The sequence below is a fragment of the Deltaproteobacteria bacterium genome (assembly GCA_016218975.1).
Lineage (GTDB): Bacteria > Desulfobacterota > Deferrimicrobia > Deferrimicrobiales > Deferrimicrobiaceae > JAENIX01.
In genome coordinates, this window is sequence record JACRCO010000009.1 from 50,390 (window position 1) to 76,198 (window position 25,809).

Annotated in this window: 23 protein-coding genes; 5 read left to right on the forward strand and 18 right to left on the reverse strand. The window is 62.2% G+C overall.

What is annotated here, in order from left to right; all coding sequences use genetic code 11:
- Window positions 1-46 precede the first annotated feature (46 nt).
- From HY896_01505 to larE, 3 genes are read left to right on the forward strand one after another with little or no spacing between them, the layout of a single operon-like run.
- The gene (locus HY896_01505) at window positions 47-859 is read left to right on the forward strand and encodes a HesA/MoeB/ThiF family protein (GenBank protein ID MBI5575019.1); all 813 of its coding nucleotides are present in this window, start codon (window positions 47-49) and stop codon (window positions 857-859) included.
- Window positions 860-861: 2 nt separating this feature from the next.
- Entirely contained in the window at window positions 862-1,890 is a 1,029-nt protein-coding gene (locus HY896_01510; protein ID MBI5575020.1) for a hypothetical protein, read from the forward strand.
- Window positions 1,874-2,755 (forward strand): ATP-dependent sacrificial sulfur transferase LarE, encoded by an 882-nt coding sequence (gene larE / locus HY896_01515; protein ID MBI5575021.1) that lies wholly within the window; start codon window positions 1,874-1,876, stop codon window positions 2,753-2,755. The genes HY896_01510 and larE overlap by 17 nt, the downstream gene beginning before the upstream one ends.
- Before the next feature lie 295 nt (window positions 2,756-3,050).
- Here the strand turns inward: larE and HY896_01520 are convergent, their stop codons facing one another.
- The 18 genes from HY896_01520 to HY896_01605 all read right to left on the reverse strand — a co-directional run bounded on the left by HY896_01520 (window position 3,051) and on the right by HY896_01605 (window position 21,724).
- The gene (locus tag HY896_01520) at window positions 3,051-3,425 is read right to left on the reverse strand and encodes a transcriptional regulator (GenBank protein ID MBI5575022.1); all 375 of its coding nucleotides are present in this window, start codon (window positions 3,423-3,425) and stop codon (window positions 3,051-3,053) included.
- Window positions 3,426-3,439: 14 nt separating this feature from the next.
- Window positions 3,440-3,742 carry a type II toxin-antitoxin system HigB family toxin gene (locus HY896_01525; GenBank protein MBI5575023.1) on the reverse strand — a complete coding sequence of 101 codons (303 nt, stop codon included), beginning with the start codon at window positions 3,740-3,742 and terminating at the stop codon, window positions 3,440-3,442.
- A gap of 484 nt (window positions 3,743-4,226) precedes the next feature.
- Window positions 4,227-4,712 carry a MogA/MoaB family molybdenum cofactor biosynthesis protein gene (locus HY896_01530; protein ID MBI5575024.1) on the reverse strand — a complete coding sequence of 162 codons (486 nt, stop codon included), beginning with the start codon at window positions 4,710-4,712 and terminating at the stop codon, window positions 4,227-4,229.
- Window positions 4,712-5,161 (reverse strand): MOSC domain-containing protein, encoded by a 450-nt coding sequence (locus tag HY896_01535; GenBank protein ID MBI5575025.1) that lies wholly within the window; start codon window positions 5,159-5,161, stop codon window positions 4,712-4,714. The genes HY896_01530 and HY896_01535 overlap by 1 nt, the downstream gene beginning before the upstream one ends.
- Window positions 5,161-6,600, reverse strand: coding sequence for a diguanylate cyclase (locus tag HY896_01540; GenBank protein ID MBI5575026.1), 1,440 nt, complete (start codon window positions 6,598-6,600; stop codon window positions 5,161-5,163). Before HY896_01540 ends, HY896_01535 begins: the two co-directional genes overlap by 1 nt.
- A 1-nt stretch (window position 6,601) precedes the next feature.
- Window positions 6,602-7,729 (reverse strand): GTPase domain-containing protein, encoded by a 1,128-nt coding sequence (locus tag HY896_01545; protein MBI5575027.1) that lies wholly within the window; start codon window positions 7,727-7,729, stop codon window positions 6,602-6,604.
- Between the two features lie 21 nt (window positions 7,730-7,750).
- Complete coding sequence (locus HY896_01550; GenBank protein MBI5575028.1) at window positions 7,751-8,227, reverse strand: hypothetical protein; 477 nt, start codon at window positions 8,225-8,227, stop codon at window positions 7,751-7,753.
- Window positions 8,224-10,338 carry an elongation factor G gene (fusA, locus tag HY896_01555; GenBank protein MBI5575029.1) on the reverse strand — a complete coding sequence of 705 codons (2,115 nt, stop codon included), beginning with the start codon at window positions 10,336-10,338 and terminating at the stop codon, window positions 8,224-8,226. The genes HY896_01550 and fusA overlap by 4 nt, the downstream gene beginning before the upstream one ends.
- Before the next feature lie 15 nt (window positions 10,339-10,353).
- A complete protein-coding gene (locus tag HY896_01560) occupies window positions 10,354-11,130 on the reverse strand; it encodes a type III pantothenate kinase (protein MBI5575030.1) in 777 nt (258 codons plus the stop codon).
- A 6-nt stretch (window positions 11,131-11,136) separates the two neighbouring features.
- Window positions 11,137-12,114 (reverse strand): biotin--[acetyl-CoA-carboxylase] ligase, encoded by a 978-nt coding sequence (locus tag HY896_01565; GenBank protein MBI5575031.1) that lies wholly within the window; start codon window positions 12,112-12,114, stop codon window positions 11,137-11,139.
- Between the two features lie 104 nt (window positions 12,115-12,218).
- Window positions 12,219-12,686 (reverse strand): hypothetical protein, encoded by a 468-nt coding sequence (locus tag HY896_01570; GenBank protein MBI5575032.1) that lies wholly within the window; start codon window positions 12,684-12,686, stop codon window positions 12,219-12,221.
- A gap of 234 nt (window positions 12,687-12,920) precedes the next feature.
- Complete coding sequence (locus HY896_01575; GenBank protein MBI5575033.1) at window positions 12,921-14,612, reverse strand: methylmalonyl-CoA mutase family protein; 1,692 nt, start codon at window positions 14,610-14,612, stop codon at window positions 12,921-12,923.
- A gap of 9 nt (window positions 14,613-14,621) precedes the next feature.
- Complete coding sequence (locus HY896_01580) at window positions 14,622-15,122, reverse strand: acetyl-CoA carboxylase biotin carboxyl carrier protein subunit (protein ID MBI5575034.1); 501 nt, start codon at window positions 15,120-15,122, stop codon at window positions 14,622-14,624.
- 8 nt (window positions 15,123-15,130) lie between these two features.
- Window positions 15,131-16,642 (reverse strand): acetyl-CoA carboxylase biotin carboxylase subunit, encoded by a 1,512-nt coding sequence (gene accC, locus HY896_01585; GenBank protein ID MBI5575035.1) that lies wholly within the window; start codon window positions 16,640-16,642, stop codon window positions 15,131-15,133.
- 11 nt (window positions 16,643-16,653) lie between these two features.
- Window positions 16,654-18,198 (reverse strand): methylmalonyl-CoA carboxyltransferase, encoded by a 1,545-nt coding sequence (locus HY896_01590; protein ID MBI5575036.1) that lies wholly within the window; start codon window positions 18,196-18,198, stop codon window positions 16,654-16,656.
- A 65-nt stretch (window positions 18,199-18,263) separates the two neighbouring features.
- Window positions 18,264-19,532, reverse strand: a complete 1,269-nt coding sequence (locus HY896_01595; protein ID MBI5575037.1) for a (Fe-S)-binding protein — start codon at window positions 19,530-19,532, stop codon at window positions 18,264-18,266.
- Window positions 19,529-20,920 (reverse strand): FAD-binding protein, encoded by a 1,392-nt coding sequence (locus tag HY896_01600; protein MBI5575038.1) that lies wholly within the window; start codon window positions 20,918-20,920, stop codon window positions 19,529-19,531. Before HY896_01600 ends, HY896_01595 begins: the two co-directional genes overlap by 4 nt.
- A 39-nt stretch (window positions 20,921-20,959) precedes the next feature.
- Entirely contained in the window at window positions 20,960-21,724 is a 765-nt protein-coding gene (locus HY896_01605) for an alpha/beta fold hydrolase (protein MBI5575039.1), read from the reverse strand.
- A gap of 139 nt (window positions 21,725-21,863) precedes the next feature.
- Between HY896_01605 and HY896_01610 the strand changes: the two genes are divergently transcribed.
- Window positions 21,864-23,882: a (Fe-S)-binding protein gene (locus HY896_01610; protein MBI5575040.1), complete on the forward strand. Its 2,019-nt coding sequence runs from the start codon at window positions 21,864-21,866 to the stop codon at window positions 23,880-23,882.
- 249 nt (window positions 23,883-24,131) lie between these two features.
- Window positions 24,132-25,769 carry an ADP-ribosylglycohydrolase family protein gene (locus HY896_01615; protein MBI5575041.1) on the forward strand — a complete coding sequence of 546 codons (1,638 nt, stop codon included), beginning with the start codon at window positions 24,132-24,134 and terminating at the stop codon, window positions 25,767-25,769.
- The last annotated feature ends 40 nt before the right edge of the window (window positions 25,770-25,809 follow it).

The window sequence follows — 25,809 nt, forward strand, 5'->3', positions numbered from 1 at the left end:
ACTTCCGCTGCGAGGGGCGCCGGGCAAATTAAGATATAATAGCGCGATGGCGTGGACAGACCAAGACATCCTTCGATACAGCCGTAATATCCTCCTGGAGGAGATCGGTCCGTCCGGTCAGGAAAAGCTTTTCTCGTCCTCGGCGCTCGTGGTCGGCGCCGGCGGCCTCGGCTCGCCCGCTCTTCTCTATCTCGCGTCGGCCGGAGTGGGCCGTATCGGAATCATCGACGGAGACAGGGTGGATCTGTCGAACCTGAACCGCCAGTGGATCCATCGGGAAACCGCGGTGGGGCGGGCGAAAACTGCATCAGCCGCGGAATCGTTGCGGGAGTTCCGATCCGATCTCCGGGTGGAAACGCATGAAGAGGCGTTGACGCCGGCGAACGCCCTGGACATTTTTACGCGCTACGACGTGGCTATCGACGGCAGCGACAATTTCCCGACGAAATACCTTTGCAACGACGCCGCCCTTCTTTCGAAGGTCCCCCTCGTCCACGCGGGAGCATTGAGGTTCGGCGGGCAGATCCTTTCCGTGATCCCCGGGCGCGGTCCGTGCCTTCGTTGCCTTCTCCCCGAAATACCTCCCCGCAAGGACGCGCCTAACTGCTCCGAATCGGGAATCCTCGGCGCGGCGGCGGGAGTCATCGGCTCCTGGCAGGCGGCGGAGGCGCTGAAAATCCTGCTCGGAATCGGCGACCCGCTGTCCGGAAGACTGCTGGTCATCGATACGCTCGAAGCGACCGTAACGAAACTTTCGGTGCACAGGGACCCGGCCTGTCCCTCCTGCGGCGATTCCCCCCGGATCCGCGCACCGCTTTCGGCACTTGACTACTCGCTGGAACGGAGCTGCGCGACATGAGCATGGCCGCAGAACGTAAAAACTCACGCGGGGTGATGCTGCTGTCGGGAGGACTGGACAGCACGCTCGCCGCGAAGATGATGGTCGACCAGGGAATCGAGCTGTTCGCGATCCATTTCACCTCGCCCTTCTGCACTTGCACGCGGGGCGCGGCATCGGCCGGTTGTCATTCACAGGCGCAGATTGCGGCTGCACGGATGGGGATGCCCGTACGTACCGTCTCCAAGGGTACGGAGTACATCGAAATCGTCAGGAACCCGAAGCATGGGCGCGGATCGGCCATGAACCCGTGCGTCGACTGCCGCATATTCACCTTCCGGAAAAGCCGGGAATACATGGAGGAGATCGGCGCATCGTTCCTCGTTACGGGCGAGGTCGTGGGACAGCGCCCGATGTCCCAGCGCTCCGACGCCATGCGGGTCATCGAGAAATACAGCGGATGTGCGGATATCGTCCTCCGCCCCTTGTCGGCCCGCCAACTGGAGCCGACTCTTCCGGAACGGGAAGGATGGGTCGACCGTGAGAAGCTCCTCGCGATCGTGGGCCGTTCCAGGAAGGAGCAAATCCGGCTCGCGGAGGAATGGCGCATCTCCGATTACCCCTGCCCGGCGGGAGGCTGCCTCCTGACCGACAAGACCTTTTCCATCAAGGTAAGGGACTTGCTCGAACACTCCCCTTCGCCGGACATGACTGACCTGAACCTGCTGAAGGTCGGGCGCCATTTCCGGATGCCCGGCGGAGAGAAGGTCATCGTGGGGAGGGACGAGGCGGAAAACCGGAAACTGGAAGCGCTCGGACGGGGGAAGCTGCGCGTCTACATCGCGGAAGGTTTCCCGGGGCCGTCCGTAGGGGTTAACGGCAAGGGCGGGGAAGCGCCCCTGGGCATTCTCTCCCGAATCTTCACGAGGTACTGCAAGCCGGGATCGCAGCCGCCATTCCGCGTGCGCGAAGTGGCAGGCGGAACTGAACGCGAGATATTCCTGCCCGCCGATCCCGACTTCTCCGGGATGGAAAATGCGCTCCTCTCCTGAAAATCCGCAGAAAGAGACCCCGGCCGGGACCCCGGAAGCGAAGTGGGAATCGCTGCTCGCATCTCTGCGGGAGATGGGCTCCGCAGTGATCGCCTTCAGCGGCGGCGTCGACAGCACGTTTCTCCTGCACGCCGCCCGCACCGCGCTCGGAAACCGCGTATTGGCCGTAACCGCCACTTCCCCGACTTACCCGAAATCGGAGCGGGACGAGGCGGAAAGGATCGCCCTGGAATGGGATGTCCCACATCGGTTCGTGGAATCGAACGAACTGGAGATACCCGGTTTTTCCTCCAACCCGCCGGACCGGTGCTACCACTGCAAGAAGGAACTGTTCGGGATCCTCGCCGGGATCGCGCGCGAGGAAGGGCTCGCCGTCGTTTGCGACGGCTCCAACACCGACGACCTGAACGACTACCGTCCCGGCCGCCGTGCCGCGAAGGAGCTGGGCGTCCGCAGCCCATTGCTGGAGAACGGGATCGGGAAGGAGGAGATCCGGACCTTAAGCCGCCGGTTCGACCTTCCGACCGCGTCGAAAGGGTCGTTCGCATGCCTCTCTTCCCGCTTCCCTTACGGGACCGGGATCACAGGTGAAGCGTTGCAACGCGTCGAGGCGTGCGAGGAGATCCTGCGCGGCTTCGGTTTCCGCCAGTTCCGCGTCCGTGTCCACGGGACGGTCGCCCGAATCGAGGTGGGAACGGACGAGATCCCTCGCCTGTTCGAGGAGAAAATATCTAACGCCGTACATGAGGGTTTCCGCCGGAACGGCTTCCTCTACGTCTCCGTGGACCTCAAAGGTTATCGTACCGGTTCTATGAACGAAGGCGGAATCGCAAGCGGCCAACTGCCCGATTCGGAACTCCTTTAACAAATACCAATTTCATTTCCCCCTGGCAATGGTCGCCGCCGTCGCCGCGGATCCGCATCGATGAATGGACTCCCCTTATTCCGGCAGGAGCAGTGAGTGACTGGTTCTGCGGCCACGGCAGTATTTGTTATATAACCAACCGAACCTAAAACAACTGTAACCTTATCAACTCCTTGCCTATCCACGTAGTGCACCGAGTCGTTTCTGGAATATACATACAAATTAAACTCGTTACCCTTTAAGGAGGAAGATGGAAGTTCTCAACGTAACGGCGCACCGGCCGGCGACAGGCGTGTCACGCCGCCCTGTAATCCGCTGGTGGCCGAATCAGGCTCTCGGCCGGAATGCCAAGTTCGCAGTGGAGTCGCCAGGCCATCTTCATCGTCAACGGACGCTTCCGGTTCAACACCTCGTACACGCGGTTGCGCCGGCCGATCATCGGCTCCAGGTCTTTGGGGGTTAGTCCCAGCTGCTCCATCCGGAACTTGATCGCCTCGACCGGATCGGGTAGCTCCAGCGGGTAATGCTTCCTCTCATACGCCTCGACCAGTGCGACCAGAACGTCGAGACGCTCCCCCTTCACGCTGTGCGGAGCGGCGTCCATGAGCGTCTCTATTTCTTTTAACGTCCGCCGGTAGTCCGCTTTGGTCCTGATAGGCCGGATGTCCATGGCTCCTTCTCCCTTCACACCGTTTGCGCGTCGATCGCGTCGTACTGTGCGTGCGTCCCGATGAACCGTACATAGACGATCCGGTACGGGTAGTTGATCCAGACAACGACCCGGTACTTGTTACCGGCGATGTTGAAGACGACCCGCCCGCTCTTGAGGATGCTCGCCTTCGCGAAGTCCCTCTTCACGTCCGCCGGGGAAGCCCAGTCCGCCTTCAGGACATGCCGGTACCACGCCAAGGCCGGCTCTCGGGCGTCCATGAAGGCCGGGGCATCGTCCCAGAACTTCTTCAGCGTCGAGAGAGCGATGACCCGCATGAACGGAGTATAGTCCCATTTTGGGACTTACGCAAGAAGGCTGCGCAGAAGGCTGCGCGGGCCCCGCGCGCAGTATGCGGAGCCCCCCGACAGAGGGGCCTTATCCCGCATTTCTCACCACGGTTCGTCGCGAGGCGGTGGAGACGGGTATGGCTACAAGGCGTCGCGACCGAGGGTGACGCAGGCGTAGTTGACACTACGTCGAGGAGCCCGACCGAGCGCAACGCAGTAGACATGGCCGGATCCGCAGCAGCAGCAGAAGCGTGGTGAGAATTGCGGGTTAAGCGCGAGCACGGAGACCGGTGCTGCGCACGGCGAAGCACGCGGCGTTGGCGTAGTCTGTTCTGAAGCATCGCCCGCCCTGGATGATCGCGGGATCAACTGTGTTATTGCCAGCCCGGTTCCCGTTAGTGACGTTCTGGGTGAATGTCCCATCCAGAGAAAGAAACGAAAAAGATTGGTTATGGGGCTTTCATGTGGAGTGTTAACGCGCGCAGTCGCCGCCGTCGCCGCGGATCTTGCCGATGGCGTGGGGAATGGCGGGCATGATGGACTCGAGGTTTTCCCTGGCGCCGCCGGGGCTGCCGGGCAGGTTGACGATCAGGGTCTTGCCGCGTATGCCGGCCAGCGCGCGCGAAAGCATTGCTGTTGGCACTTTTTTCTGACTTTCGGCCCGCATGACCTCCGACATCCCGGGTATTTCGCGATCTATCACGCCGCGCGTCGCATCGGGTGTGACGTCGCGGGGATCGACGCCGGTTCCTCCCGTGGTGACCACCAGGTCCAATCCGAGGGCATCGGCGAAATGGCAGAGAGCCCTGCGGATGTACGGCTGCTCGTCGGGGATGACGACCCGCTGCACGATCGTCGCCGGCATGCGCGCCAGGATCTCGGCGACCACAGGCCCGGAAGCGTCGGCCCTCTCTTTACGGAAGGACCTGTCGGATACGGTCACCACTGCGGCGCGGATCACGGCTCCTCCTCCTTCCGCACTTCATCGCCGGGGGCTACCTTTCCTCCCCGGATCACCCGCGCGAACACGCCTTCGCGGGGCATAACACAGTCTCCCGCCTGGAAGTAGATCGCGCAGCGCGTATGGCATTCCTTCCCGATCTGCGAAATTTCGAGCAGGGCCTCGCCTACGCGGATCCTGTCCCCCACCTTGGCCTGGAGCAGGTCGAAACCTTCCACCGTGATGTTCTCCGCGAAATCTCCCGGCCCTACGGATAATCCCTTCGCACGCATCTTCCCGATGCTCTCCGAGGCCAGCAGGCTCACCTGGCGATGGCCCGGGCCGGCGTGGGCATCGTCCCTCACGCCGTGTTCTTCTACCAGGACCACCGAGGAGACCGGTGACTTCTTCTCCCCTTTGCGGGAGCTCACCGAAACCGCCGCTACCATGCCTCGATTCGTTTCCATTACATTTTGAGGAGATTCGACCGGAAGATCAGCTTCTCGTGGTCGTCTCCGTCTTCCGGATAGGAGGCGTGCCCGAATCGAAGGTCGACGCGGATGTCCGGGACGCGTTTGCGGATCTCATCCACCTCTGCGTGCATGGCCTTCTTGATGCGGGGGATGGCGCTCATCCTGCCGTCCTCGGCTTCGGGAAGGATCATCGCGAACTTCCACTCGCTGATCCGGGCAACCACGTCGTACTCCCGGAGGGTTTTTTTCAAAACCGACGCCAGACGTATTGCGATCGGCTCTCCACCGTACGGCTCCGCGGACTTCCTGCCGGGAACCAGGGGCGCCGCTTCGCATATCATCAGCACGAGCCTGCGCTTGAAACGCTTCGCGCGGGAAAGCTCGTGAAGAAGCCGATCCTGGAAATATTTCAGGGTCGGCAATCCGGTGACGTCATCGAGGTTCCTCAGGCGGTCGTTCCGTTCGAAGACGATGGCGTTGTTTACCGCCTTCTCGACGTACCGCATGAACTTCCCGAGCGTCCCGACGTCGTCGCCGTTGAACGACGCGGGGTAGAACGTCTTGTGCGGGAACTTGTCGAAAATGGACAAGGTGCCGATCACGGTCCCGTCGCAGCGCAGGGGGAAGCAGACAAGCGTGCGGGCGATCCCGGCGAACTCCTTCCACTTGTCGTCCGCCGCCACATCCCTGACGAGCAGCGATGGAGCCCCTTTCAGGATCTCGGTGACCGCCTTCGTGTCCATCCGGAATAGATCCCGCTGGTCGCTTTCCTCCTTCATCCCGTAAAACTCGCGGATGGCGTACTTGCCGGTTTGCGGATCCCTCAACCTTATGACGCACGATTCGGCCTCCATGATGAGGCACGCAGAAGTCGCGACAAGTTTCAGCAGCCGCTGGAGGTCCAGCGTGGAAATGATGTTGATGCCCGCCTCGTTGATGGCCGCGATTTTCGTCATCCGGAGGGCGGCCGATTCCTCGCGCAATGAAACGCCTACCGCGTCCGCAAGGAGAGTCGCCGCCTCGCCCAATATCTGCGCCTGCGCCGGAGCGATTCCGCCGGCCGACGCCGACTGGACCGCAAGGACGCCCTGCGGCTCGTCCGCGTAGATCAGTGGAAAGAGGATCAGGTCGCCTCGCAGGCGGCTCTCCGACGACCGGCCGATCTCCGAAAGGGAAACGACACGCCGCTCCCGGAGGGCCAGCTCTTCGAGCGTGCCGGCCGAAGAGAAATGTACGATTTCGGGCGACGGCGCGTAGCGGAGGGTCGTCGCCCTCAGGAAAAAGTCCTCGGAATCCCTGTCGAACAGGAGCACGGAGGCCACGGCGCCGGACAAGTGGGATGCGGTCTCCGCCGTGAACTCCCGAAGCCGGTCCTCGATCGGCTTTCCGGACCGCAGGATCTCTCCCGCCTTCTTCACGAAGCCGTCCGGCATCCTATTTCCGCTCCTCCATGGCTATGCGAATGCGCACACGCACGATATTCCCGGAATCGTCCATGAACGCCGCGGGGATAACGGCATGTCCTTCCGGCGAAAGGAACGGCGTTTCGAAATTCAGGAATGTCAGCGAACCGCCTTCCGGCTCGACGGAAATCCGGGCCGCCATCTCATTCGAAGGGGCCGCCTCCTGCGCCCGCTCGGGGATCTCGATCTCGATCTCTTCCGGGACGGCTGCGGAAGCCTCCTCCTCGGCCGGGGCTTCCTCTTCGACGACCGGGGGCGCGGTCGGCAGAATCACGAATTCCTCCGGTAACGATTCCACGGGTTCCGGCATTACCGCCTCATCGTGTTCCACGGTCTCCCGGGTCTCGGCGGTTTCCGTCGTTACTGCCGTCTCCCTTTCCGCCTGGACCTCCTGGATCTCCTCCACTTCGGAAATCTCCTCCAGGGGTTCCTCCTTCGGTTGGAAAGATTTCCCGATGCCTGCTTCGGTAATCTTACCGGACTCTTCCTTCTCCGCCGCCTCGCCCGGAAGGAGCAGCGTCTTCCGAAGGTGGGAAAAGACCATCCGCGAGATCGCCACCAGCGTCTCCGACACTCCCACTCCGTCCTTCGCGATGCCCTCGACCACCGGAACGTTCATGGCGTTGAGCCTGGCGTTCATCTCCGCCACCGAAGAGATGTTGCGGAGGTCGCGCTTGTTGTACTGCATTACGAAGGGGATGTCCTCGATCTTCCTGCCGTAGCCGACAAGGTTTTCGACCAGGTTCTTCAGGCTCTCCTCGTTGCTCTGCGCCATCTCGGCCTGGGAGTCCGCCACGAAGACGATGCCGTCCACTCCCTGCAGGACGAGGCGGCGCGTCGCGTTGTAGAACACCTGACCCGGAACCGTATAGAGGTGAAACCTCACCTTGAACCCCCGGATCTGCCCGAGGTCCACCGGGAGGAAATCGAAGAACAGCGTCCTGTCGGTTTCCGTCGGCAGGGAGATGAGCCTTCCCTTCTGCTCGGGGCGGAGAAGGCGGTGCACCATGTCGATATTGGTGGTCTTGCCGGAGAGGCCGGGCCCGTAATAGACGATCTTCGCGCTCAATTCCCTGGTAGCGTAATTGAAGAGTGCCATGCCGTCTCTCCGGTCCTTCCGTCAGCGGTGGCGAACGGCCAGCCGCTTCGCCTCTCTGCGCACCAACGCGTGGACATTACGGTTCCTGGTAAGCAGGTTCAGTTCCTGCACCGAAAGGCGGGGCAGGTGCCGCATCGCAACCGGCACGGGCGTCCGGGGATTCGAGACGATGGCCCTGAGAACCAGCGGGTTGCTCATCCATTCCTTGTGCTGGCCGATTTCCCGAAGCAGGTCTTCGTTCGTCAACGGCGATTGTACATACTCCACCACGTCGGGTTGGGACAGCCGCGGGCTGCCGAAGACCGCCCTTGCGACGAGTTTGTTCGGATCCCGCGAAAGAATCTGCCTTACCTCCTTGTTCCCCTTGACCGCGAGTTCGACCTTTTTCGGGACGGGAAGCCCCGAGATGTAGAGCTGGAGCGATTGACGCACGGTCTCCGTGACGGGATGGTCTTCCGTCAGGCTCCCGGCTCCGCTCCAGCCCTCGCCTTCCATCACTCCTCTTCTTCTTCTTTACCCAGTTCCTTCTTCGCTTCGGCTATGACCTTGTCCGCTATGACCGCCGGGATTTCCTCGTAGTGGGAAACCGCCATGGTGAACTGCCCGCGCCCGGATGTGATCGAACGCAGGTCGGAGGAATACCGCAGCACTTCCGCCAGCGGGACCTGCACCTTGACGACCTGGCTCTTCCCGTGGGCCTCCACGCCCAGCACGCGCCCCCGCCGTCCGTTCAGGTCGCCGATAATGTCCCCTACGTTCTCCTCGGGGACCACGACCTCCATTTCGACGATGGGCTCCAGGAGAATCGGCTTCGCGTCGAGCGCCGCCTTTTTGAACGCCATCGATCCGGCGATCTTGAACGCCATTTCCGAGGAGTCGACCGTGTGGAACGATCCGTCGAATACCGTGACCTTGACATCGACCACCGGATATCCGGCGATGACCCCCTTGCTCAGCCGATCCACGACCCCCTTTTCCACCGCGGGGATGTACTGGCGGGGAATCGAGCCTCCGACGATCGCGTCGACGTACTCGAACCCCTTCCCCCGGGGCTGCGGCTCTATCCGTATCCAGCAGTCGCCGTACTGCCCGCGCCCGCCGGTCTGCTTCTTGTGCTTCCCCTGCGCTTCCGCCTTCCCCTTGATCGTTTCGAGGTACGGGATCTTCGGCGTGCGCAGCTCCACCTCCACGCCGTACTGGCGCTTCAGCTTCTCCACGGCCACTTCGAGATGAGTCTCCCCCATCCCCGCCAGGATGAACTCGCGGGTCTGCGCTTCCTTGCGGAACCGGATCGTGGGGTCCTCCTCGATCATCCTCGCCAGGGACGTCCCCAGCTTGTCCTCGTCGTTGCGGGTCTTCGGCCGGATCGCGAAGGAGATGACCGGCTCCACCACGGAGGGGCGGGGGAACACAACCGGGTTTTTCGGATCGCAGAGCGTATCGCCGGTGACCGTTTCCTTGAACTTCGCGACCGCCACGATCTCTCCCGCGGAAGCCGAGCCGACGGGCTTCTGCTTCTTCCCCTCGATCCGCAGGATCTGCCCGATGCGCTCCGACGCATCCTTGCTGGAGTTCAGCGGCGCCATTTCCGGGGTCAGGGTCCCGGAAAAGATCTTGAAGATGGAAAGCTTCCCGGCGTAAGGGTCGGCCAGCGTCTTGAAAACCTGCGCCGAGAAAGGAGCCTTCTCCGCGATGGGACGTGAGGCCGCTTCCTTGTTCCTGGGGTTGGTGCCCTTCACCTCCTTGCGGTAGGAGGGATCAGGCAGCGCGTAATTGATCATGTCCAGCAGCGGCTGTATCGCGATATTGCGGATGGCGGAGCCGCAGAGCACCGGGAGGAACTTCCTCGTCCGCACCCCTTCGGCGAACCCTTTCCGGATCTCCTCTTCGGTGAGATCCGTTCCTTCGAGGTACTTCTCGAGCAGCGCGTCGTCGGATTCCGTCGAGGCCTCGACCAGCTTCTCGCGCGCCTTTGCGGCGGCATCCTTCATGTCCCCCGGAATATCGGCAACCTCGAACTCGCCGGAGTCTCCCCGGTACGCGAGCGCCTTCATCCGGAACAGGTCCACCACGCCCTTGAACCCGGCCTCCTTGCCGATCGGAAGCTGAACCGGGACCGCGTTGACCTTCAGGATGCCGGAGATTTCTTCCAGCGCCTTGTCGAAATCCGCGCGCTCCCGGTCCATCCTCGAAACGAACGCAATGACCGGCACGTCAAGCTCGCTCGCGAACTTCCACATTTTCTCGGTCTGCACCTCGACGCCCGAAACGGCGTTCACCAGCAGGACCGCGCCGTCCAGCACGCGCAGGCAGGCGCGCGTGTCGGCCTCGAAATTGATGTACCCCGGCGTGTCCGCTACCGTAACCTCCACCTTGTTCCATGAATAATGGTGGAAGGAGGTGCTGATGGTGATCTTCCGGCGGATTTCTTCGGGGTCGTAGTCGAAGTTGGAGCTGCCGTCGTCCACGCGCCCCATCCGGTCGGTGGCTTTCGCGTTGAAAAGGAGCGCCTCCGCCAGACTGGTCTTCCCCGCGCCTCCGTGCGCGATGATGCCGATGTTTCGCAGTTGATGGATGTCCAATTCCCCTGGTACCTCCTCCCTGGCGATCGTTTCCCCGCCCGCTCAGCCGCCGGGCGCAAGGTTTCTTTCGTATATTATACGCAGGCCGTCGAGCGTCAAATTCTCGTCGATAACGTGGATTTTGGAGGACTCGGACGCGATGGTCCGTGCCAGCCCCCCCGTGGCGAGAACGAGGGTATCCTGCCGGATTTCCCGTTTCATGCGGTCTATTATCCCCTCGACGAGCGAGACGTATCCGAAGAAGATCCCCGACTGCATCGCAGCCACGGTGTTCTTCCCGATCACCGTCTGTGGTTTGGCGATCTCGACCCTCGGCAGCTTCGACGCCTGCCGGAAGAGCGCCTCCGCGGAGATGTTCGCACCGGGAGCGATGACGCCTCCCATGTAATCGCCCGTTTCCGAAACGTAGTCGAACGTCGTCGCCGTCCCGAAATCCACCACTATGCACGCTTTCCGGTGCCTCGCGAACGCCGCCACGGCGTTCACGATCCGGTCCGCCCCCACTTCCTTCGGGTTGTCCATCTTGATCGAGATTCCCGTCTTTACGCCGGGCCCGACGACGAGCGGGGTGATCCCGAAATATTGGACGCAGAGTTCGATAATCGTAGGCGTAAGGGGGGGCACGACCGAAGCGATGGCGATCGCGTGGATTTCCCTGGAAGAGAAGTGACTGCCGTCGTAGAGGTTCCGGATCATTATCCCGTACTCGTCGCTGGTCTTTTCACGGTCCGTCCAAACGCGCCAGTGGTGGAGGAGATTGTCGCCTTCGTATACGCCGAGGACCGTGTGGGTATTGCCGACGTCGATGACGAGGAGCAAGCTGCGTTACCTCCCGAATTCCATCACTTCCCCGCTGGGTACCTTCTCCGCGCGGCTTTCCCCGTCCCGCCGGAAGAGGAGCATGCCGGAGCCGTCCACGCCGACGGCGGTCCCGCGAACCGCGCGTTCGCCGATCCGTAAAACGGCTTTCTTCCCTTTCAGGATATCCCTACGGGACCACTCCGGCAGCAACGCCTCGAAGCCGCGGGAGAGGAACATACCGTAACACCTGGAGAAGGAATCGAGGAAGCTCGCAAGAACCGCCACCCGCCGGAATACCCGGCCCGAAGCGATACGCATGGAGGTCGCCCTCGCCCGCAGATCCTCGGAAAAAGAGGATCGTTCCGCATTGACGTTCAGCCCGACGCCGATAACCACGTGGCGCAAACGATCGGGCTCGGCGGTCGTTTCGGCCAGGATCCCCGCCGCCTTCCGCCCTTCGAGGTAAAGGTCGTTCGGCCATTTCAGCTCCGCCGCAAGAGACGCGGCCTCTTCCACCGCCATCGCCAGCGCCACGGCGGTCACGAGGGTGAGGCATGGAGCATGCGCCGGTTCGACAGGGGGACGCAGCAGGAGGGAAAGGTAAAGGTTGGTCCCGGGCGGAGACTCCCATTTGCGTCCGAGCCGGCCCCGTCCCGCGGTCTGCGCGTCGGCGCACACGACTGTGCCGTGCGGCGCGTCCTTGCCGGCGAGGTCAAGCGCCCGGCTGTTCGTGCTGTCGGTGGTGGAAAAGAATTGGAAAGCCTTCCAGAATTGAGGGTGGGACAGGCGGGAAACGAGCTCCCGTTCCTCGATTTCATCGGGTCGCCCGAGAAGCCGGTAACCGGCTCCCCGGGCCCCTTCAATGCCGAAGCCTCGCCGCCTAAGCCCCTGTACCTGTTTCCAGATGGCCGCCCGGGACATCCCGAGCCTGCGCCCGATATCCTGTCCGGATACGAACCTTCCTTCGCTTTCTTCCAGGATCCGCTGGAGCCGTTCCGCCATCCATCTCCCGTTCGTGAAAACGGCTTAAAATCGCTTCTGGCGCGTTCACTCTATTAAGCCTTTCAAGCGCCCGGAAATCAATCGAAAGATGGCGCCGGTACGGGTTACAACGGAATCGCGGCATAAGGTTCGGCCCGACGCGTCCACTCGCTCTGAGGATATTTCGCCTTCAATGTTTCGTAGGCCTGGCGCAGTTCCTTCGCCTCATGGGAGTGCTTGTACCCGGCGACACCGAGATGGAACACCGCTTCCGGCGCCGGACCCGCGTCCGGGTGGCGTTCGATGACGGTCTTGAACTGCATGATCGCTTCCGCCATCCGGTCGGTGTCGAAAAATATCTTTCCGAGTCCGAGTCCGAGGTTGGATATTAGATCGTCGGTCGGCACGTACCCCATGAACCGGTGATGTTCCTTGCCGTCGGCATCGAGAACGACGAACGTCGGCGTCCATTTGATACCGAACCTCTCCATAGGCCCGGTAGGCTTGTCCCAGAAACACTGGCTTCGTAAAGGGATGAACTGTTCCTGGATGAACTTCTGGACCTTCGCGTCGGAATACGGACCCGTATTCATCCTGGCGCAGCCGAGTCAGCCGTCGAACCAGAAATCCAGGAAAACCGGGGTCCCCGTTTGCCGCGCCCTGGCGAGCGCGGAGTCGAAATCACGTTCCCAGGCGATCTCCCCCATCGCACCCTCCTTTTCGCAAATTTTTTAGCAATGCGAAAAGGTATGATGCGAAACCGAGGTCGGTTGTTTCCTGGTGGATCTGCGCCTCTCACCCAGGTCCGGATGGCGGGACAAGCCGACTTATACCGTGACTTTTCCCCGGTAGGCTCCGAAAACGCCGCGCATTACGTCGGAGATCTCTCCGATGGTGGCGTATGCCTTAACCGCGGAAAGTATCGGCGTCATGACGTTTTCCTTCCCGAGGCACGCTTTTTCGAGCGAGGCGAGCGCGGACGAAACCGCCTTGCCGTCCCTCTTCCTGCGCAGGCCGGCGAGGCGCTTCCGCTGATTCTTCTCGATCTTCGGGTCGACGGTCAGGAGCTTGTCGGGCCGCTCCTCCTTGATCCCGAACTCGTTAAGTCCGACAATTATCCTTTCCTTCCGCTCGATCTCCTGCTGGTACCGGTAGGCGGCATCCTGGATCTCCTTCTGGATGTAGCCGGCGTCGATAGCCCGGATCACCCCGCCCATGCGGTCTATTTTCCCGATGTACTCCTGCGCCTGCCGCTCCAGCCCGGAGGTGAGCGCCTCGATGCAGTAGGACCCGGCGAGAGGGTCTACCGTATCCCCCGCCCCGCTCTCGTGCGCGATCACCTGTTGCGTCCTGAGGGCGATCCGTACGGAGTCCTCCGTGGGGAGGGAAAGCGCCTCGTCCCTGGAATTGGTGTGCAGCGACTGTGTGCCGCCCAGAACGGCGGAGAGCGCCTGGATGGTAACACGGACGATGTTGTTGTCGGGCTGCTGCGCCGTGAGGGAGGAGCCGGCGGTCTGCGTATGGAACCGCAGCATCCAGGAACGGGGATCCCTCGCCTTGAATCTTTCCTTCATTATTTTTGCCCAAAGTCGCCTGGCCGCGCGGTATTTTGCCACCTCTTCCAGGAATGAATTGTGGGCGTTGAAGAAAAACGCGAGGCGCGATGCGAAGGAGTCTACTGTCATGCCGGCATCGATCGCGGCCTGGACGTATGCGATGCCGTTGGCCAGGGTGAAGGCGATCTCCTGGGCGGCGGTGGAGCCCGCCTCGCGGATGTGATACCCGGAAATGCTGATCGTGTTCCACCGGGGGACGTGATCCTTGCAGAATGCGAAGATATCGGTGATCACCCGCATGGAGGGAGCAGGAGGGAAAATGTAGGTCCCGCGGGCGATATATTCCTTGAGGATGTCGTTCTGGATGGTGCCGTTTAGCCGGTCCGCGGACACGCCCTGCTTCTCCCCGACCGCCACGTACATCGCCAGGAGGATCGCGGCGGTGGAGTTGATCGTCATCGAGGTGGACACTTTCCCCAGCGGAATCCGGTCGAAGAGGACCTCCATGTCCTCGAGCGAGTCGATCGCAACGCCGACCTTGCCCACCTCGCCGCCCGCCATCGCGCTGTCGGAGTCGTACCCCATCTGCGTGGGTAGGTCGAACGCCACGGAGAGGCCGGTCTGGCCGTGGTCGAGAAGGTAGCGGTACCGCTTGTTGGATTCCGAGGCGTCCCCGAAGCCCGCATACTGCCGCATCGTCCAGAACCGCCCCCGGTACATCGTGGGCTGCACGCCCCGGGTGTACGGATAGGCTCCAGGGAACCCCAGGTCCCGAAGGTAATCCATCTCCCCTACATGTTCCGGCGTGTAAAGGCGCTCGATCTCCTCGCCCGACGTACTTTCGAACCGCTTCCGCCGTTCCGGCGATTTCGACAGCACGGGCTGGAGAAGTTCCCTGTCCCACGCTTCCCTCGCGGCCCGGATACGCGCGTTACCCGTGTTTTTCCCTTTCGCCGCAGCCATCGCTTCTCCCTACTCCACCAGGAGCAGCTTCGCTCCGCTCTCTACGACCTCGCCTTCCTTAACGAAGATCTCCTTGACCTTTCCGGCGATGTTGGACTTGAGCTCGTTTTCCATTTTCATGGCCTCGACTACTATGACCCCCTGGTCCGCCTTGACCTCCTCGCCCTCGTTGACCAGGAGTTTCACCACTTTCCCCGGCATCGGCGAAGTGACCATCGCCTTCCCGACCGCTCCCTTCCCGCCGGAGCGGATCATCGCCTTGCGCTGCTCGTTCATAAGCGAGAACTTGTAGCAGTCGCCCGCGATGAGCACCTCGAACTCCTCGTCCTTCCCCTGCACGTCTACTTCAAACGATGCGTCGCCGTACAGGACGGACCAGACGCTGTCCTGCACCTGGTGCGCGTCCACCCTGTGCTCTTCCCCGTCTATCGTGACGGCGTACCGGGCGACCCCGATCTCCCGGACGGTGACCTTCACTTCCTTATCCCCGATCGTCCCGATATAGTTCATGGCCGCTCCTATCCGATTTTCCGCATGCCGGGCCGTGTGGAATACTTCCACATCGATATCGGGCCGGAGGTCCCGGCGGGTTTCTGCGCGATCGCCCGCTCCCGCTCTTCGAGGAACATCTGGATGGCCGCCGTGATCATGGCGACGTCCCCATGTGCGAGCTTCCGCTCCTGCTCCTCCTTGAAGAAGACCTTGTCGATGAAGTTCGTGTCGAAGCCTCCCTCGATGAAATGGCGGTTGTTCATCACGCGGATGTGGAACGGGATCGTCGTCTTCACGCCGGTGACGACGTATTCTCCGAGCGCACGCTTCATCCGCGCGATCGCCTCGGTCCGGTCCTTTCCCCATGCGACCAGTTTGGAGATGATCGGGTCGTAGTAGATGGGAATCTCGAACCCTTCGAAGACGCCCGAATCGTCGCGCACGCCGGGTCCGCCGGGGGTGCGCAGCGAGGTGATGAGGCCGGGGCAAGGCATGAAGTTGCGGTCCGGGTCCTCGGCGTAGACGCGGCATTCGATCGCATGCCCGGTCTGGCGTATGTCTTCCTGGCGGATCGAAAGCTTCTCCCCTGCGGCTATACGGATCTGCTCCTTGACGATGTCGATGCCGGTAACCATCTCGGTGACAGGGTGCTCGACCTGGAGCCTCGTGTTCATCTCGAGGAAGTAGAAGTCGCGCTTCGCGTCGACGAGGAACTCGCAGGTGCCGGCGCCCTCGTATTTCACGGCCCGCGCGGCATCGATCGCCACCTTCCCCATCGCCTCGCGCATCCCGGCGGTGACGATCACCGACGGGGACTCCTCGATCACCTTCTGGTGCCGCCGCTGTATCGAACACTCGCGCTCGCAGAGGTGAACGTAGTTGCCGTGCCGGTCGCCGAGGATCTGTATTTCGACGTGCCGCGGTTGCTCGATGTACTTCTCGATGTAGACGGAGTCGTCGCTGAAGGCGGACTTCGCTTCGGATTTGGCCATCCGGAGGGAGGACCGGAGGTCACCCTCCTCCTTTACGAGCCGCATACCCTTCCCGCCTCCGCCCGCGGTTGCCTTCAGCATCACCGGGAATCCGATCTCCTTCGCTATGCGCAGGACTTCCTCTTCGGTCGCGATCGGTTCTATGGTCCCGGGGACCACCGGGACACCGGCCGCCTGCACCGTCTTCCGGGCGACGGTTTTCGATCCCATCGTCCGCATCGCGTGGGCCGAGGGGCCGATCAGCTTGATCTTTTCCTTTTCGCACCGGTCGGCGAAGCGCGGGTTCTCCGCGAGGAACCCGTAGCCGGGATGGACGGCGTCCGCCCCGCTTTTCTTCGCCGCGTCGATGATCTTGTCGATGACGAGATAGGACTCGGACGCGGGGGGCGGCCCGATCAGCACGGCTTCGTCGGCGCACCGCACATGGAGCGCGTGGCGGTCCACCTCCGAGTACACCGCCACGGTCGGAATCCCCATCTCGCGGCAGGCGCGCTCGACACGAACGGCGATCTCCCCCCGGTTCGCGATCAGAATCTTCTTGAACACGTGGCGGCCTCCTATAAGGGGATGTTGCCGTGCTTGCGCGGCGGGTTGGAATCCCTTTTGTTCGCCAGCATCTCGAGGGCGGTGATCACCTTCGGGCGCGTCTCCTCGGGCATTATGACCTCGTCGATGAAGCCGATTTCCGCCGCCTTGTACGGAGAGGCGAACCGCTCCCTGTAGTCCGCGACGAGTTCCGCCTTCTTCTTCTCCGGGTTGTCCGCCTTGAGGAGCTCCTTCCGGAAGATGATGTTGACCGCGCCGTCAGGCCCCATCACCGCGATCTCCGCCGTGGGATACGCGTAGTTCACGTCCGCACGAATGTGCTTGGAGGCCATGACGTCGTAGGCCCCGCCGTACGCCTTCCGCGTGATCACGGTAACCTTCGGGACGGTGGCCTCGGCGAAGGCGTATAGAAGTTTCGCGCCGTGCTTGATGATCCCGCCGTACTCCTGCGCCGTGCCCGGGAGGAAACCGGGGACGTCGACGAAGGTAAGCAGCGGGATGTTGAAGGCGTCGCAGAACCGGACGAACCTCGCTCCCTTTATGGAGGAGGAGATGTCGAGGCACCCTGCGAGCACCGCGGGCTGGTTCGCCGTGATTCCCACGGGCCTTCCGTTCATGCGTGCGAATCCGATGACGATGTTCCTTGCGTAGTGCTCCTGGATCTCGAAGAAGTATCCGTCGTCCACGACTTTCTTGATGACGTCGCGGATATCGTAAGGCTTCGTGGGGATGTCGGGAACGATCTGGTTCAGGCTCTCGTCCCGCCGGTCCGGGGAGTCTTTCGGAGCGACGATCGGCGGATCTTCCATGTTGTTCTGGGGGATGAACGATACCAGCTCGCGGATGAGATAGAGGCCTTCCTTTTCGTCTTCAGCCGCGAAATGCGCCACGCCGCTCCGCTCGTTGTGAGACATGGCGCCGCCGAGGTTCTCCTTGGTCACTTCCTCGTGCGTCACGGTCTTGATGACGTCGGGCCCCGTGACGAACATGTAAGAGGTGTTCTTGACCATGACGATGAAGTCGGTGATCGCCGGGGAGTAGACCGCGCCACCGGCGCACGGCCCCATGATGGCGGAGATCTGCGGGACGACGCCGGAGTAGATCGTGTTCCTCAGGAATATGTCGGCGTAGCCGGCGAGACTTTGCACCCCTTCCTGGATGCGGGCCCCGCCGGAGTCGTTCAGCCCGATCACGGGAGCCCCGTTTCGGGCGGCGTGGTCCATGATCTTGCAGATCTTTTTGGCGTATGTCTCCGAGAGAGACCCGCCGATGCAGGTGAAGTCCTGCGCGAAGACGTAGACGAGCCGCCCGCCGATCTTGCCGTACCCGGTGACGACGCCGTCTCCCAGGATCTTTTCGACCTCGAAATCGACGCATCGGTGCTGGACGAACCGGTCGAGTTCCACGAACGAGTTCGGGTCGAACAGGAGTTCGATCCGCTCCCTCGCCGTGAGCTTCCCCTGCGCGTGCTGGGTGTCGACCCTTTTCTTGCCGCCCCCCTCCATCGCGAGGGCGTTTTTCTTCCTCAATTCTTCGAATTTTTCCTGGAGTGACATGCCCCCCCTCCCGGGTTAAATGCAAGACGGTAATGGAGTTTCATAACATCCGGCGGAGAAGGATGTCAACGGCGGGAAAGCGCCTTCGCCACGAGCTCGGCCAGGTGGACGATTTCCATTCCGGGATCGGTGCGGGCGGCCATGTCGCGGAGCTGTAGGATGCACCCCGAGCAGGCGGTGGCGACGACCTTCGCCCCGCCCTCCGCCGCGGCCGAGATCTTGTTTCGGCCGATACGGGCGGAGGTGGGATAGTCCCTGATATTGAACGTCCCACCGTATCCGCAGCAAAGGTCGGCTCCTTTCATCTCTGCGAACGAGGATCCCACCGCCTCCCGCAGCACTTCCCGGGCTTCCTGCCCCTTCCCGAGAGTGCCGGTAAGGTGACAGGGATCGTGGTACCCGATTTCTCCGACCTTCTCGCCTTCCGGCGGGTCGGGAAGGCGGGAGACCACGCCGGATCCCAGTATGAAGCCCGCGTAATCCACGCAGCGGTTCGAGACCTCGACCGCGTCGCTCCGCAGCTCGTGTTTTTCGGGGATCAGTGAAAACAGGTTCCTCTTGAACATTAGCAGGCAGGACCCGCAGGGAAACACGATTTTTTCCGGTTCCGCGGCGCGAAGCCGCCGGATGTTTTCCTCCGCGCAACGGAGGGATGCGTCCCGGTCCCCGGACACCATCGCAGGCAGGCCGCAGCATGCGGCGTCCCGGAAAACGGCGATATCACTGCCGGAGATCTTCATCGTTTCATAGGAAGCACGCCCCACTTGCGGGAAAACGTGGTCGAAAACGCACCCGACGAAGAGCAAGACGTCGCCGGACACGGCCTCTTTCGGCTTGAGGGACGCGATGAATCCCTTCTTCGGCAGCTTCGGCACCGTCCGTCCGGAAAGCCCGAACTTCTCCGGGAACCGGTAATGCAGGCCGGATGCGGAAGGAATTTCCCTCGCGAAAAGCCTCTGCGCCGCTGCGGCTGCCGATACGGCGGCCTCCCGGCCTTTCGGCGACGGCATCACCCTGCCGAAGACCACCTGCTTCCAGGCGGGGATGCCGATCCCCCTGGCGGCGTCGGCCCTCCCCTTCATGATGATTTCCTCGACCAGGACCTGGTTGGGGCAGGCGCGCTCGCACCGCCCGCAAAGCAGGCAGTCGGCGAGGGCTTCCTGGACGGCGTCGAGGTTCGTGTCCTTCCCCTCGAGCGAGGCGTCGATCAGCGCGATCTTCCCCCGCGCGACGGAGATCTCCGCTTTCCTTTCGGGATAGAGAGTGCAGACGGTGCGGCAGGTGCCGCATTTCGCGCACGCCCCCGTCAGGGCGCGCAGCTCGTCGTCCCTCAACGGCGTACCGCGGATTCTTCGAGGAAGATCTTCCCAGGGTTGAGGATGCCGTTCGGGTCGAAACAATTTTTCAATCGCTTCATCACGGAAACGCCCAGCGGCCCGACTTCCATCTCCATGTACGGGGCCTTGGCGATACCGATGCCGTGCTCGCCGGAAATAGTGCCCCCCAGCTCGACCGTTTTGCGAAACACCGCTTCCACCGCCTTGTCGGCGCGGCCGCGTTCGTCTTCGTCCTTTCCGGAGATCATGATGTTCACATGGATGTTTCCGTCGCCCGCGTGGCCGAAATTCACGATCTTGAGGTCCTGGCGTTCCGAAAGATCCGACAGGAATGCGAACATCTCCACGAGACGGCTGCGGGGGACGACGATGTCCTCGTTGATCTTCACGGGATTCACCTGCCGCACCGCCGGCGAGATCGACCGGCGCAGCTTCCACAGGTTATCCCGCCCCGCCGCGTCGGCAGCCTTCCTCACTTCGATGGCGCCGAACCGGAGGCAGGCCTCCTCGACTCGATCCGCCTCGCGCGCCACGGAGGCCTCCAGCCCGTCCACTTCGATCAGCAGGGCGCAGCCGGTTCCCTCCGGGAGCGACAGGTCCGCCATCCGCCGGACGCATTCGACGGCCGTGCGGTCCATTAGCTCCAACGCGCAGGGAGTTATGCGCTCCTGCACGATCCCCGCGACGGCCCGCGCCCCTTTTTCGTTCGAAGGGAAGAAGGCAAGAAGCGTGGCGGCGGTTTCAGGGAGGGGGATCAATTTAAGCGTCGCCTTCGTGATGATCCCCAGCGTCCCCTCCGATCCGACGAGCATGCGCGTAAGGTCGTAGCCCACCACTCCCTTCACGGTGCAGACTCCCGTACGCACGAGCTCGCCGGTCCCCAGCACCGCCTCCAGGCCCAGGACGTAATCCCTCGTCACTCCGTACTTGACGGCGCACATGCCGCCCGCGCACTCGGCCAGGTTGCCGCCTATGGTGCAGAACTTGAGCGACGCGGGGTCGGGAGGGTAATAAAGCCCCTGCTTCTTCGCCTCTTCCTTCAGCCTCTCGGTCACCACGCCCGGTTCGACGACCGCGACCAGGTTCTCCGAGTCGATCGAAAGGATGCGGTCCATCCGTTCGGTGGAAATAACGACCCCGCCGCGGACAGGAAGCGAGCCGCCTGAAAAACCTGAACCGGCCCCGCGCGGGACTACGGGAAACAGGTGCTCGTTCGCCAGCAGGACCGTCCGGCGTATCTCCTCCGGGTTCAGCGGCCAGGCGACCGCGTCCGGGAGGAATTCCTTACCCGTGGCGTCGTATGAATAGCAGATGCGGTCCTCGAGCGAGGTCCGCAGCCGCTCCCCGAATATCGCCCGGAGAGCGGAGATCGCGTTCTCGGTCATCCTGTGAGTTTACCACGACCGCGCGAGGCGGCCAGAGCACTACGAGAGGGAGTGGACGAACGAGGTGATCACGTTGTTCACCTCGGCCGGCTTCTCGAGCATCGCGATGTGGCCCGCGCCGTGTACGATCTTGAGGACCGCACCCCTGATATTCGCGGCGAGGAACTCGGAGTACTTCAGGGGCGCCAGGCGGTCGTCGTCGCCGCAGATAGCAAGAGCGGGGACGCCGATTTCCCCCAATCTGCCCCGGACGTCGAACCCGTCGCAGGCGCGGAAATCCGCGAAGAACGTTCCCGGCCGCGTAGAAAGAACGTCTTTCGTCACGTCATCCCGCAGCAGGCGGTCGGTTTCCCGCGCCATCATCCAGTCGACAAGCTCCGGCGCGAAATCCTTGAACCGGTTCGCGATCCCGTCGAAGATCACCGGGCTGACCTTGAGCTTCGCTCCGGTGCCGGCGAGTATCAGCGCCTGAAGCCCCTTGATCCTGTCCAGCGCCGCCTGCAGGGCGATCGCACCGCCCATCGAATGGCCCGCGAGTATGAACTTCCCCAGGCCGGCCTCCTTCAGGAACTCGGCGAACCACGCCGAATACTCCTCCACCGTTTCCTTCGGAGCCCCGAGCGATTCGGAATGCCCCGGGAGGTCCGGGATGACAAGGCGCGCGATGCCTTTCAGGCCCGCCCATTGATCCCGCCACGTGTGGTGAGAACCCCCCGATCCATGGAGGAAAACGACGGTATGAGGAAGAGACTTCACGGTGTCCTGGAAATGGACATCGTACCCCTGGACGAAGATCTCCGGCATGACGGGACCTCCAGAGTGCAAGCCTTTTTCCCCAGTATATCCATAACGGAAAGCGGATTCGCGTATATAATTGGAAAGCCGTCCGGGTCGCGCGAAAGATTCGCGGGAACGGGCAAACACCATGGACGAGGTGCTTTCCATGAAAACCGTCGGCCGGGAAATACTTTGGAACCTGCCTCCAGGCGCAGCGACCGTCATGTATGCCCTGTTCGGGGCCGTCGTCGCCGTATTTGCATGGGGGGTGTTCCAGCGTGTCTCCGCCTGGCAGCGAGGACGCCCGGAAAGGGAAAATCGCGTGGACGATCTTTGGCGGCGCACCGTGGATACCCTGCGGATCGCGATCGGCCAGCGGAAGGTCCTCGAAAGGAACGCAGGCGGCCTCATGCACCTGGCCATCTATTCCGCGTTCATCGCGTTGTTCATCGTCACCTGCCTCGTCGCCGTGGAATTCGACCTGGGCATCCGCATCCTCGACGGAAACTTCTACATTGCGTTCAAGCTGTTCGCGAACACCTTCGGGGCGGTGCTTCTCGCGGGGGTATTTTTCGCCATGGCGCGCCGCTACTTCTTCCGGACGGAGTATCTAACCCGCGACGGCGACGACCTTCTCCAGCTTCTTCTCATCGCGGCCATCGGCATCACCGGGTTCCTGATCGAGTCCCTGCGGATCGCGGCGACGCGCCCCATCGCATCCTCCGTGTCCTTCGTAAGCGCCGCGATCGCACCGTACTTCGCGGGCGTTCCGATGGAGAATCTCCTTTCCGCTCACCGGGCGTTGTGGTGGACGCACCTTCTTCTCGCCTTCGGATTTCTTGCCTCCATCCCGCTGACGAAGATGCTGCACATGGGAGCGGGAACGGTTAACGTCTTCCTTCGCACTTCCCGCCCGAAGGGAGCGCTTCAGCCGATTCCCGGCATAGAGGACGAGGAAAAGATCGGGGTCGCGGCGGTGGAGGACTTTTCCTGGAAGCAGCTTCTCTCTTCGGACGCCTGCACGAAATGCGGGCGGTGCCAGGACGAATGCCCCGCCTACGCCGCGGAAATGCCCCTGTCTCCCAGGGACGTGGTCCTCAAGACCAGGGAGGAGATGAGCCGTGAGATCCGCTGGAGCCTCGTACCCTCCACCGCGACGATGGACAGGAAAACCGGGAAACCGGCCGTATCTTCCTTCACGTTCGACGTCCTGTTCCCCGACGAGATCTGGTCCTGCACGACTTGCAGGGCATGCATGCAGGCGTGCCCGGTGCTGATAGAGCATATCGACATGATCGTCGACGTGCGCCGCGGCTACGTAACCGGATCGAAGATTCCCGACGGCGCCCGATTGGCTCTCAGGAAAATGGGCGATACGGGGAATCCCTGGGGGCTTCCGCAGGACGACCGCATCCAGTGGACCGCGGGCCTCGACGTGCCTATCGCGGCGGACAGGAAAACTTTCGAATACCTGTACTGGCCCGGGTGCGCAGGGGCGTACGATCCGCGGAACCAGAAAGTCACCCGGACGATCGTGTCCCTGTTATCCCGCGCCGGGGTTGATTTCGCCGTACTGGGGCTCGAAGAAACGTGCTGCGGCGCATTCGCCCGTCCGATGGGCGAGGAAGGGCTCTTCCAGCTGGGCATGGTGGAAATGGTCAAGGAGCTGTTCGCGGCCTACAACGTCCGCAAAGTGATAACGCAGTGCCCGCACTGCTTCAATACGTTCCGAAACGAGTACCCGCAATTCGGAGTGAACGTGGAGGTCGTCCACCATTCGGTCCTTCTCCGTGACCTGATCGCCCAGGGGAAACTCGTTCCTTCGAAGAGGATCAACCGTCTCGTGGCCATCCACGATTCCTGTTATCTTGGGAGGCACAACGATATATACGACGCTCCCCGTGAAGCGCTGGGCTCCGTGCCCGGCATCACGGTAAACGAGATGGACAAGACCCGCGAGCGTGGTTTCTGCTGCGGGGGGGGCGGAGGCGGCATGTGGCTCGAGCTCCCCGGCAGGCGGATCAACCATCTTCGTTTCGACCAGGCAATGCGCACCGGATCGAATGCCATCGGATCTGCTTGTCCCTATTGCCTGATCATGTTCGACGACGCCGCGAAGTTCCGCAACCTCGACGAGTCGGTGCAGACCAGGGACATCGCGGAGATCATAGCCGAGTCCATGTAAGGCGCCCTCAACGCCCCCTATTGAAGGAGCCACATGATGCAGGGGCTCCGCCGGAGTCGGCAGCCTGTCGTGACATCCAAACTCCGGGGCTCGGGGCATCATGTACCATTAGCGTTTTACACCAAATACAACATTAGTTGTTTTCATACTAAATTACATTTATCATTGACATTTATATTTGTATAATGACAATATTATTTGTATAGTTGTTCTGCGTACCAAATCCCGCGCTCGGGGAAAGGTCATCCGATGGATTCGGGCGGGAAAAACATACTATCGGGAATATTGAGAAAACGCGTCGAGACTCTCGGGTATGTCTCGCTCAAGAAATTCCACACCGACAGGAAGGAAATCGGGTGCAGCTACGAACTGCTCCGGCAAGTGGCCTACGAGGGAAGGATCCCAAAGAGCGAAACATTGCTGCGTATCCTGCACGGCATGCGATTCTCTCCGGCGCAGATCCGCCAGGTAATGGAGATGCACTACAGGGGCTACGTTGCCCTCGACACCCCGTCAATCGTTCCCTCGCCGGAAGTTGCCGACGATACGTCGGCGCAGCAGTACACTTCAGGCGGTCCGCACGCCGAACCGACCCTTGCGGCCCCTCCGCAGGGCGATGAGCCGGCTGTTACGGGTCTTTCGCTTCACGATCCTGCGGAAATCGTTTCCTGCCTCTCCCGTTCTCTCGGTAAGGTTCCCTTGCAGGGAAACGAGGATTTCTGGGAAATCGTCCGCCAGGTTGCCCGAATGGCGGATCGCAAGGTAACCGACCTCGCGCGCAGGAAGGAAGATCAGCCCCTCCTTTTCGGAAAGGAGCCGGAAGCGATTTACCATTTCCTCGTCCGGCGGGCGAAGATCCCTTCCTACATGTCCAAGGGCGAGCACCTTCCCCTTGCGTTCGCGAATGGAATCGACTACCGGGACCGTTTTCGCGGGGCGCTGCTGGGTGCGGCGATCGGGGAAGCGGTCGGAGGACCCGCCCAAGGCCTCTCTCCACGGGACGTGGCCGAGCTCTACGGCAGGATCGAAGGATACGCCCCTCTGCGGAACCACGCGAAAGAAGCGAATTCGGATGCCCCGGCGCCGTCTCTGCTTCTCCTTGCGCGTTCGCTGCTCAGGAGGGGGCGAGTCGATCCGGAAGAGATAGCGGGGCTTTTTTCATCCTCCCCTGCGCGTCCCCGAAGCGCCGCGGACGCGGAATTCGCCGCCAACCTGAGCGACCGCGGATATCCATGGTTCGAAGCGGGTTCCGGCGCGGCGGAAAGCATACCAGCGGCCAGGATCGCCCCCGTCGCGCTGTCGCGCGCGGCGGATTTTCGGCGAATGAAGCTGGAGGCCGGGATCGTGGCGTCGGTGACTCACCCGCACCCGGCCGCCATCGCCGGAGCCGTCGCGCAAGCGGCCGCGGTCGCACGCGTCCTTCACACTCCCGGAGGGTCGCTGGATGTGCTCGGGTTCGCCCGCGGGATTTCACCCTGCATCACCGGTATCGAGCCCGACCGTTCCCCACGGAGCCGCCAGAGCAGGCAGGCCCCCACCCTGCTGCGGAAGCTGGGAACCGAGCTGGCTGCGCTCCTGTTGCGGCGAGCGGAGATCGAGGAGATACAGGAATCGATCGGAAACGGCACCGCCGTGCACGAAGGGCTGCCGTTCGCATGGGCATGTTTTCTTCGCACGCCGGAGGATTTCAGGGAAACGGTGCTTTCGGCGGCCAACCTCGGCAACGACGCCGAAGGAACGTCCTCGATGGCAGGATGCCTGTGTGGAGCCTACGTGGGCGAATCCGCGATTCCCGACCGGCTGCTTTCGGGATTTCCATGGAGAGAGGAGATCGTCGACGCCGCTGACGGCCTTCTATCCCTCGCGCGCGGTGAATCCGGGAAGTGAGGCCCTTCCCCTACCTCATCATCACTTCCTTGGCGATCAC

Bases quoted from the DNA above. Each gene is read 5' to 3' on its own strand.
- HY896_01545 (MBI5575027.1), bottom strand. From the start codon at position 7,729: ATGGCACTCTTCAATTACGCTACCAGGGAATTGAGCGCGAAGATCGTC.
- HY896_01535 (MBI5575025.1), bottom strand. From the start codon at position 5,161: ATGGAAACGAATCGAGGCATGGTAGCGGCGGTTTCGGTGAGCTCCCGC.
- HY896_01525 (MBI5575023.1), bottom strand. From the start codon at position 3,742: ATGCGGGTCATCGCTCTCTCGACGCTGAAGAAGTTCTGGGACGATGCC.
- larE (MBI5575021.1), top strand. From the start codon at position 1,874: ATGCGCTCCTCTCCTGAAAATCCGCAGAAAGAGACCCCGGCCGGGACC.
- HY896_01540 (MBI5575026.1), bottom strand. From the start codon at position 6,600: ATGCCGGACGGCTTCGTGAAGAAGGCGGGAGAGATCCTGCGGTCCGGA.
- HY896_01505 (MBI5575019.1), top strand. From the start codon at position 47: ATGGCGTGGACAGACCAAGACATCCTTCGATACAGCCGTAATATCCTC.
- HY896_01575 (MBI5575033.1), bottom strand. From the start codon at position 14,612: ATGGCTGCGGCGAAAGGGAAAAACACGGGTAACGCGCGTATCCGGGCC.
- HY896_01570 (MBI5575032.1), bottom strand. From the start codon at position 12,686: ATGAATACGGGTCCGTATTCCGACGCGAAGGTCCAGAAGTTCATCCAG.
- HY896_01610 (MBI5575040.1), top strand. From the start codon at position 21,864: ATGAAAACCGTCGGCCGGGAAATACTTTGGAACCTGCCTCCAGGCGCA.
- HY896_01600 (MBI5575038.1), bottom strand. From the start codon at position 20,920: ATGACCGAGAACGCGATCTCCGCTCTCCGGGCGATATTCGGGGAGCGG.
- HY896_01580 (MBI5575034.1), bottom strand. From the start codon at position 15,122: ATGAACTATATCGGGACGATCGGGGATAAGGAAGTGAAGGTCACCGTC.
- HY896_01615 (MBI5575041.1), top strand. From the start codon at position 24,132: ATGGATTCGGGCGGGAAAAACATACTATCGGGAATATTGAGAAAACGC.
- HY896_01605 (MBI5575039.1), bottom strand. From the start codon at position 21,724: ATGCCGGAGATCTTCGTCCAGGGGTACGATGTCCATTTCCAGGACACC.
- HY896_01590 (MBI5575036.1), bottom strand. From the start codon at position 18,198: ATGTCACTCCAGGAAAAATTCGAAGAATTGAGGAAGAAAAACGCCCTC.
- HY896_01520 (MBI5575022.1), bottom strand. From the start codon at position 3,425: ATGGACATCCGGCCTATCAGGACCAAAGCGGACTACCGGCGGACGTTA.
- HY896_01510 (MBI5575020.1), top strand. From the start codon at position 862: ATGGCCGCAGAACGTAAAAACTCACGCGGGGTGATGCTGCTGTCGGGA.
- HY896_01565 (MBI5575031.1), bottom strand. From the start codon at position 12,114: ATGGCGGAACGGCTCCAGCGGATCCTGGAAGAAAGCGAAGGAAGGTTC.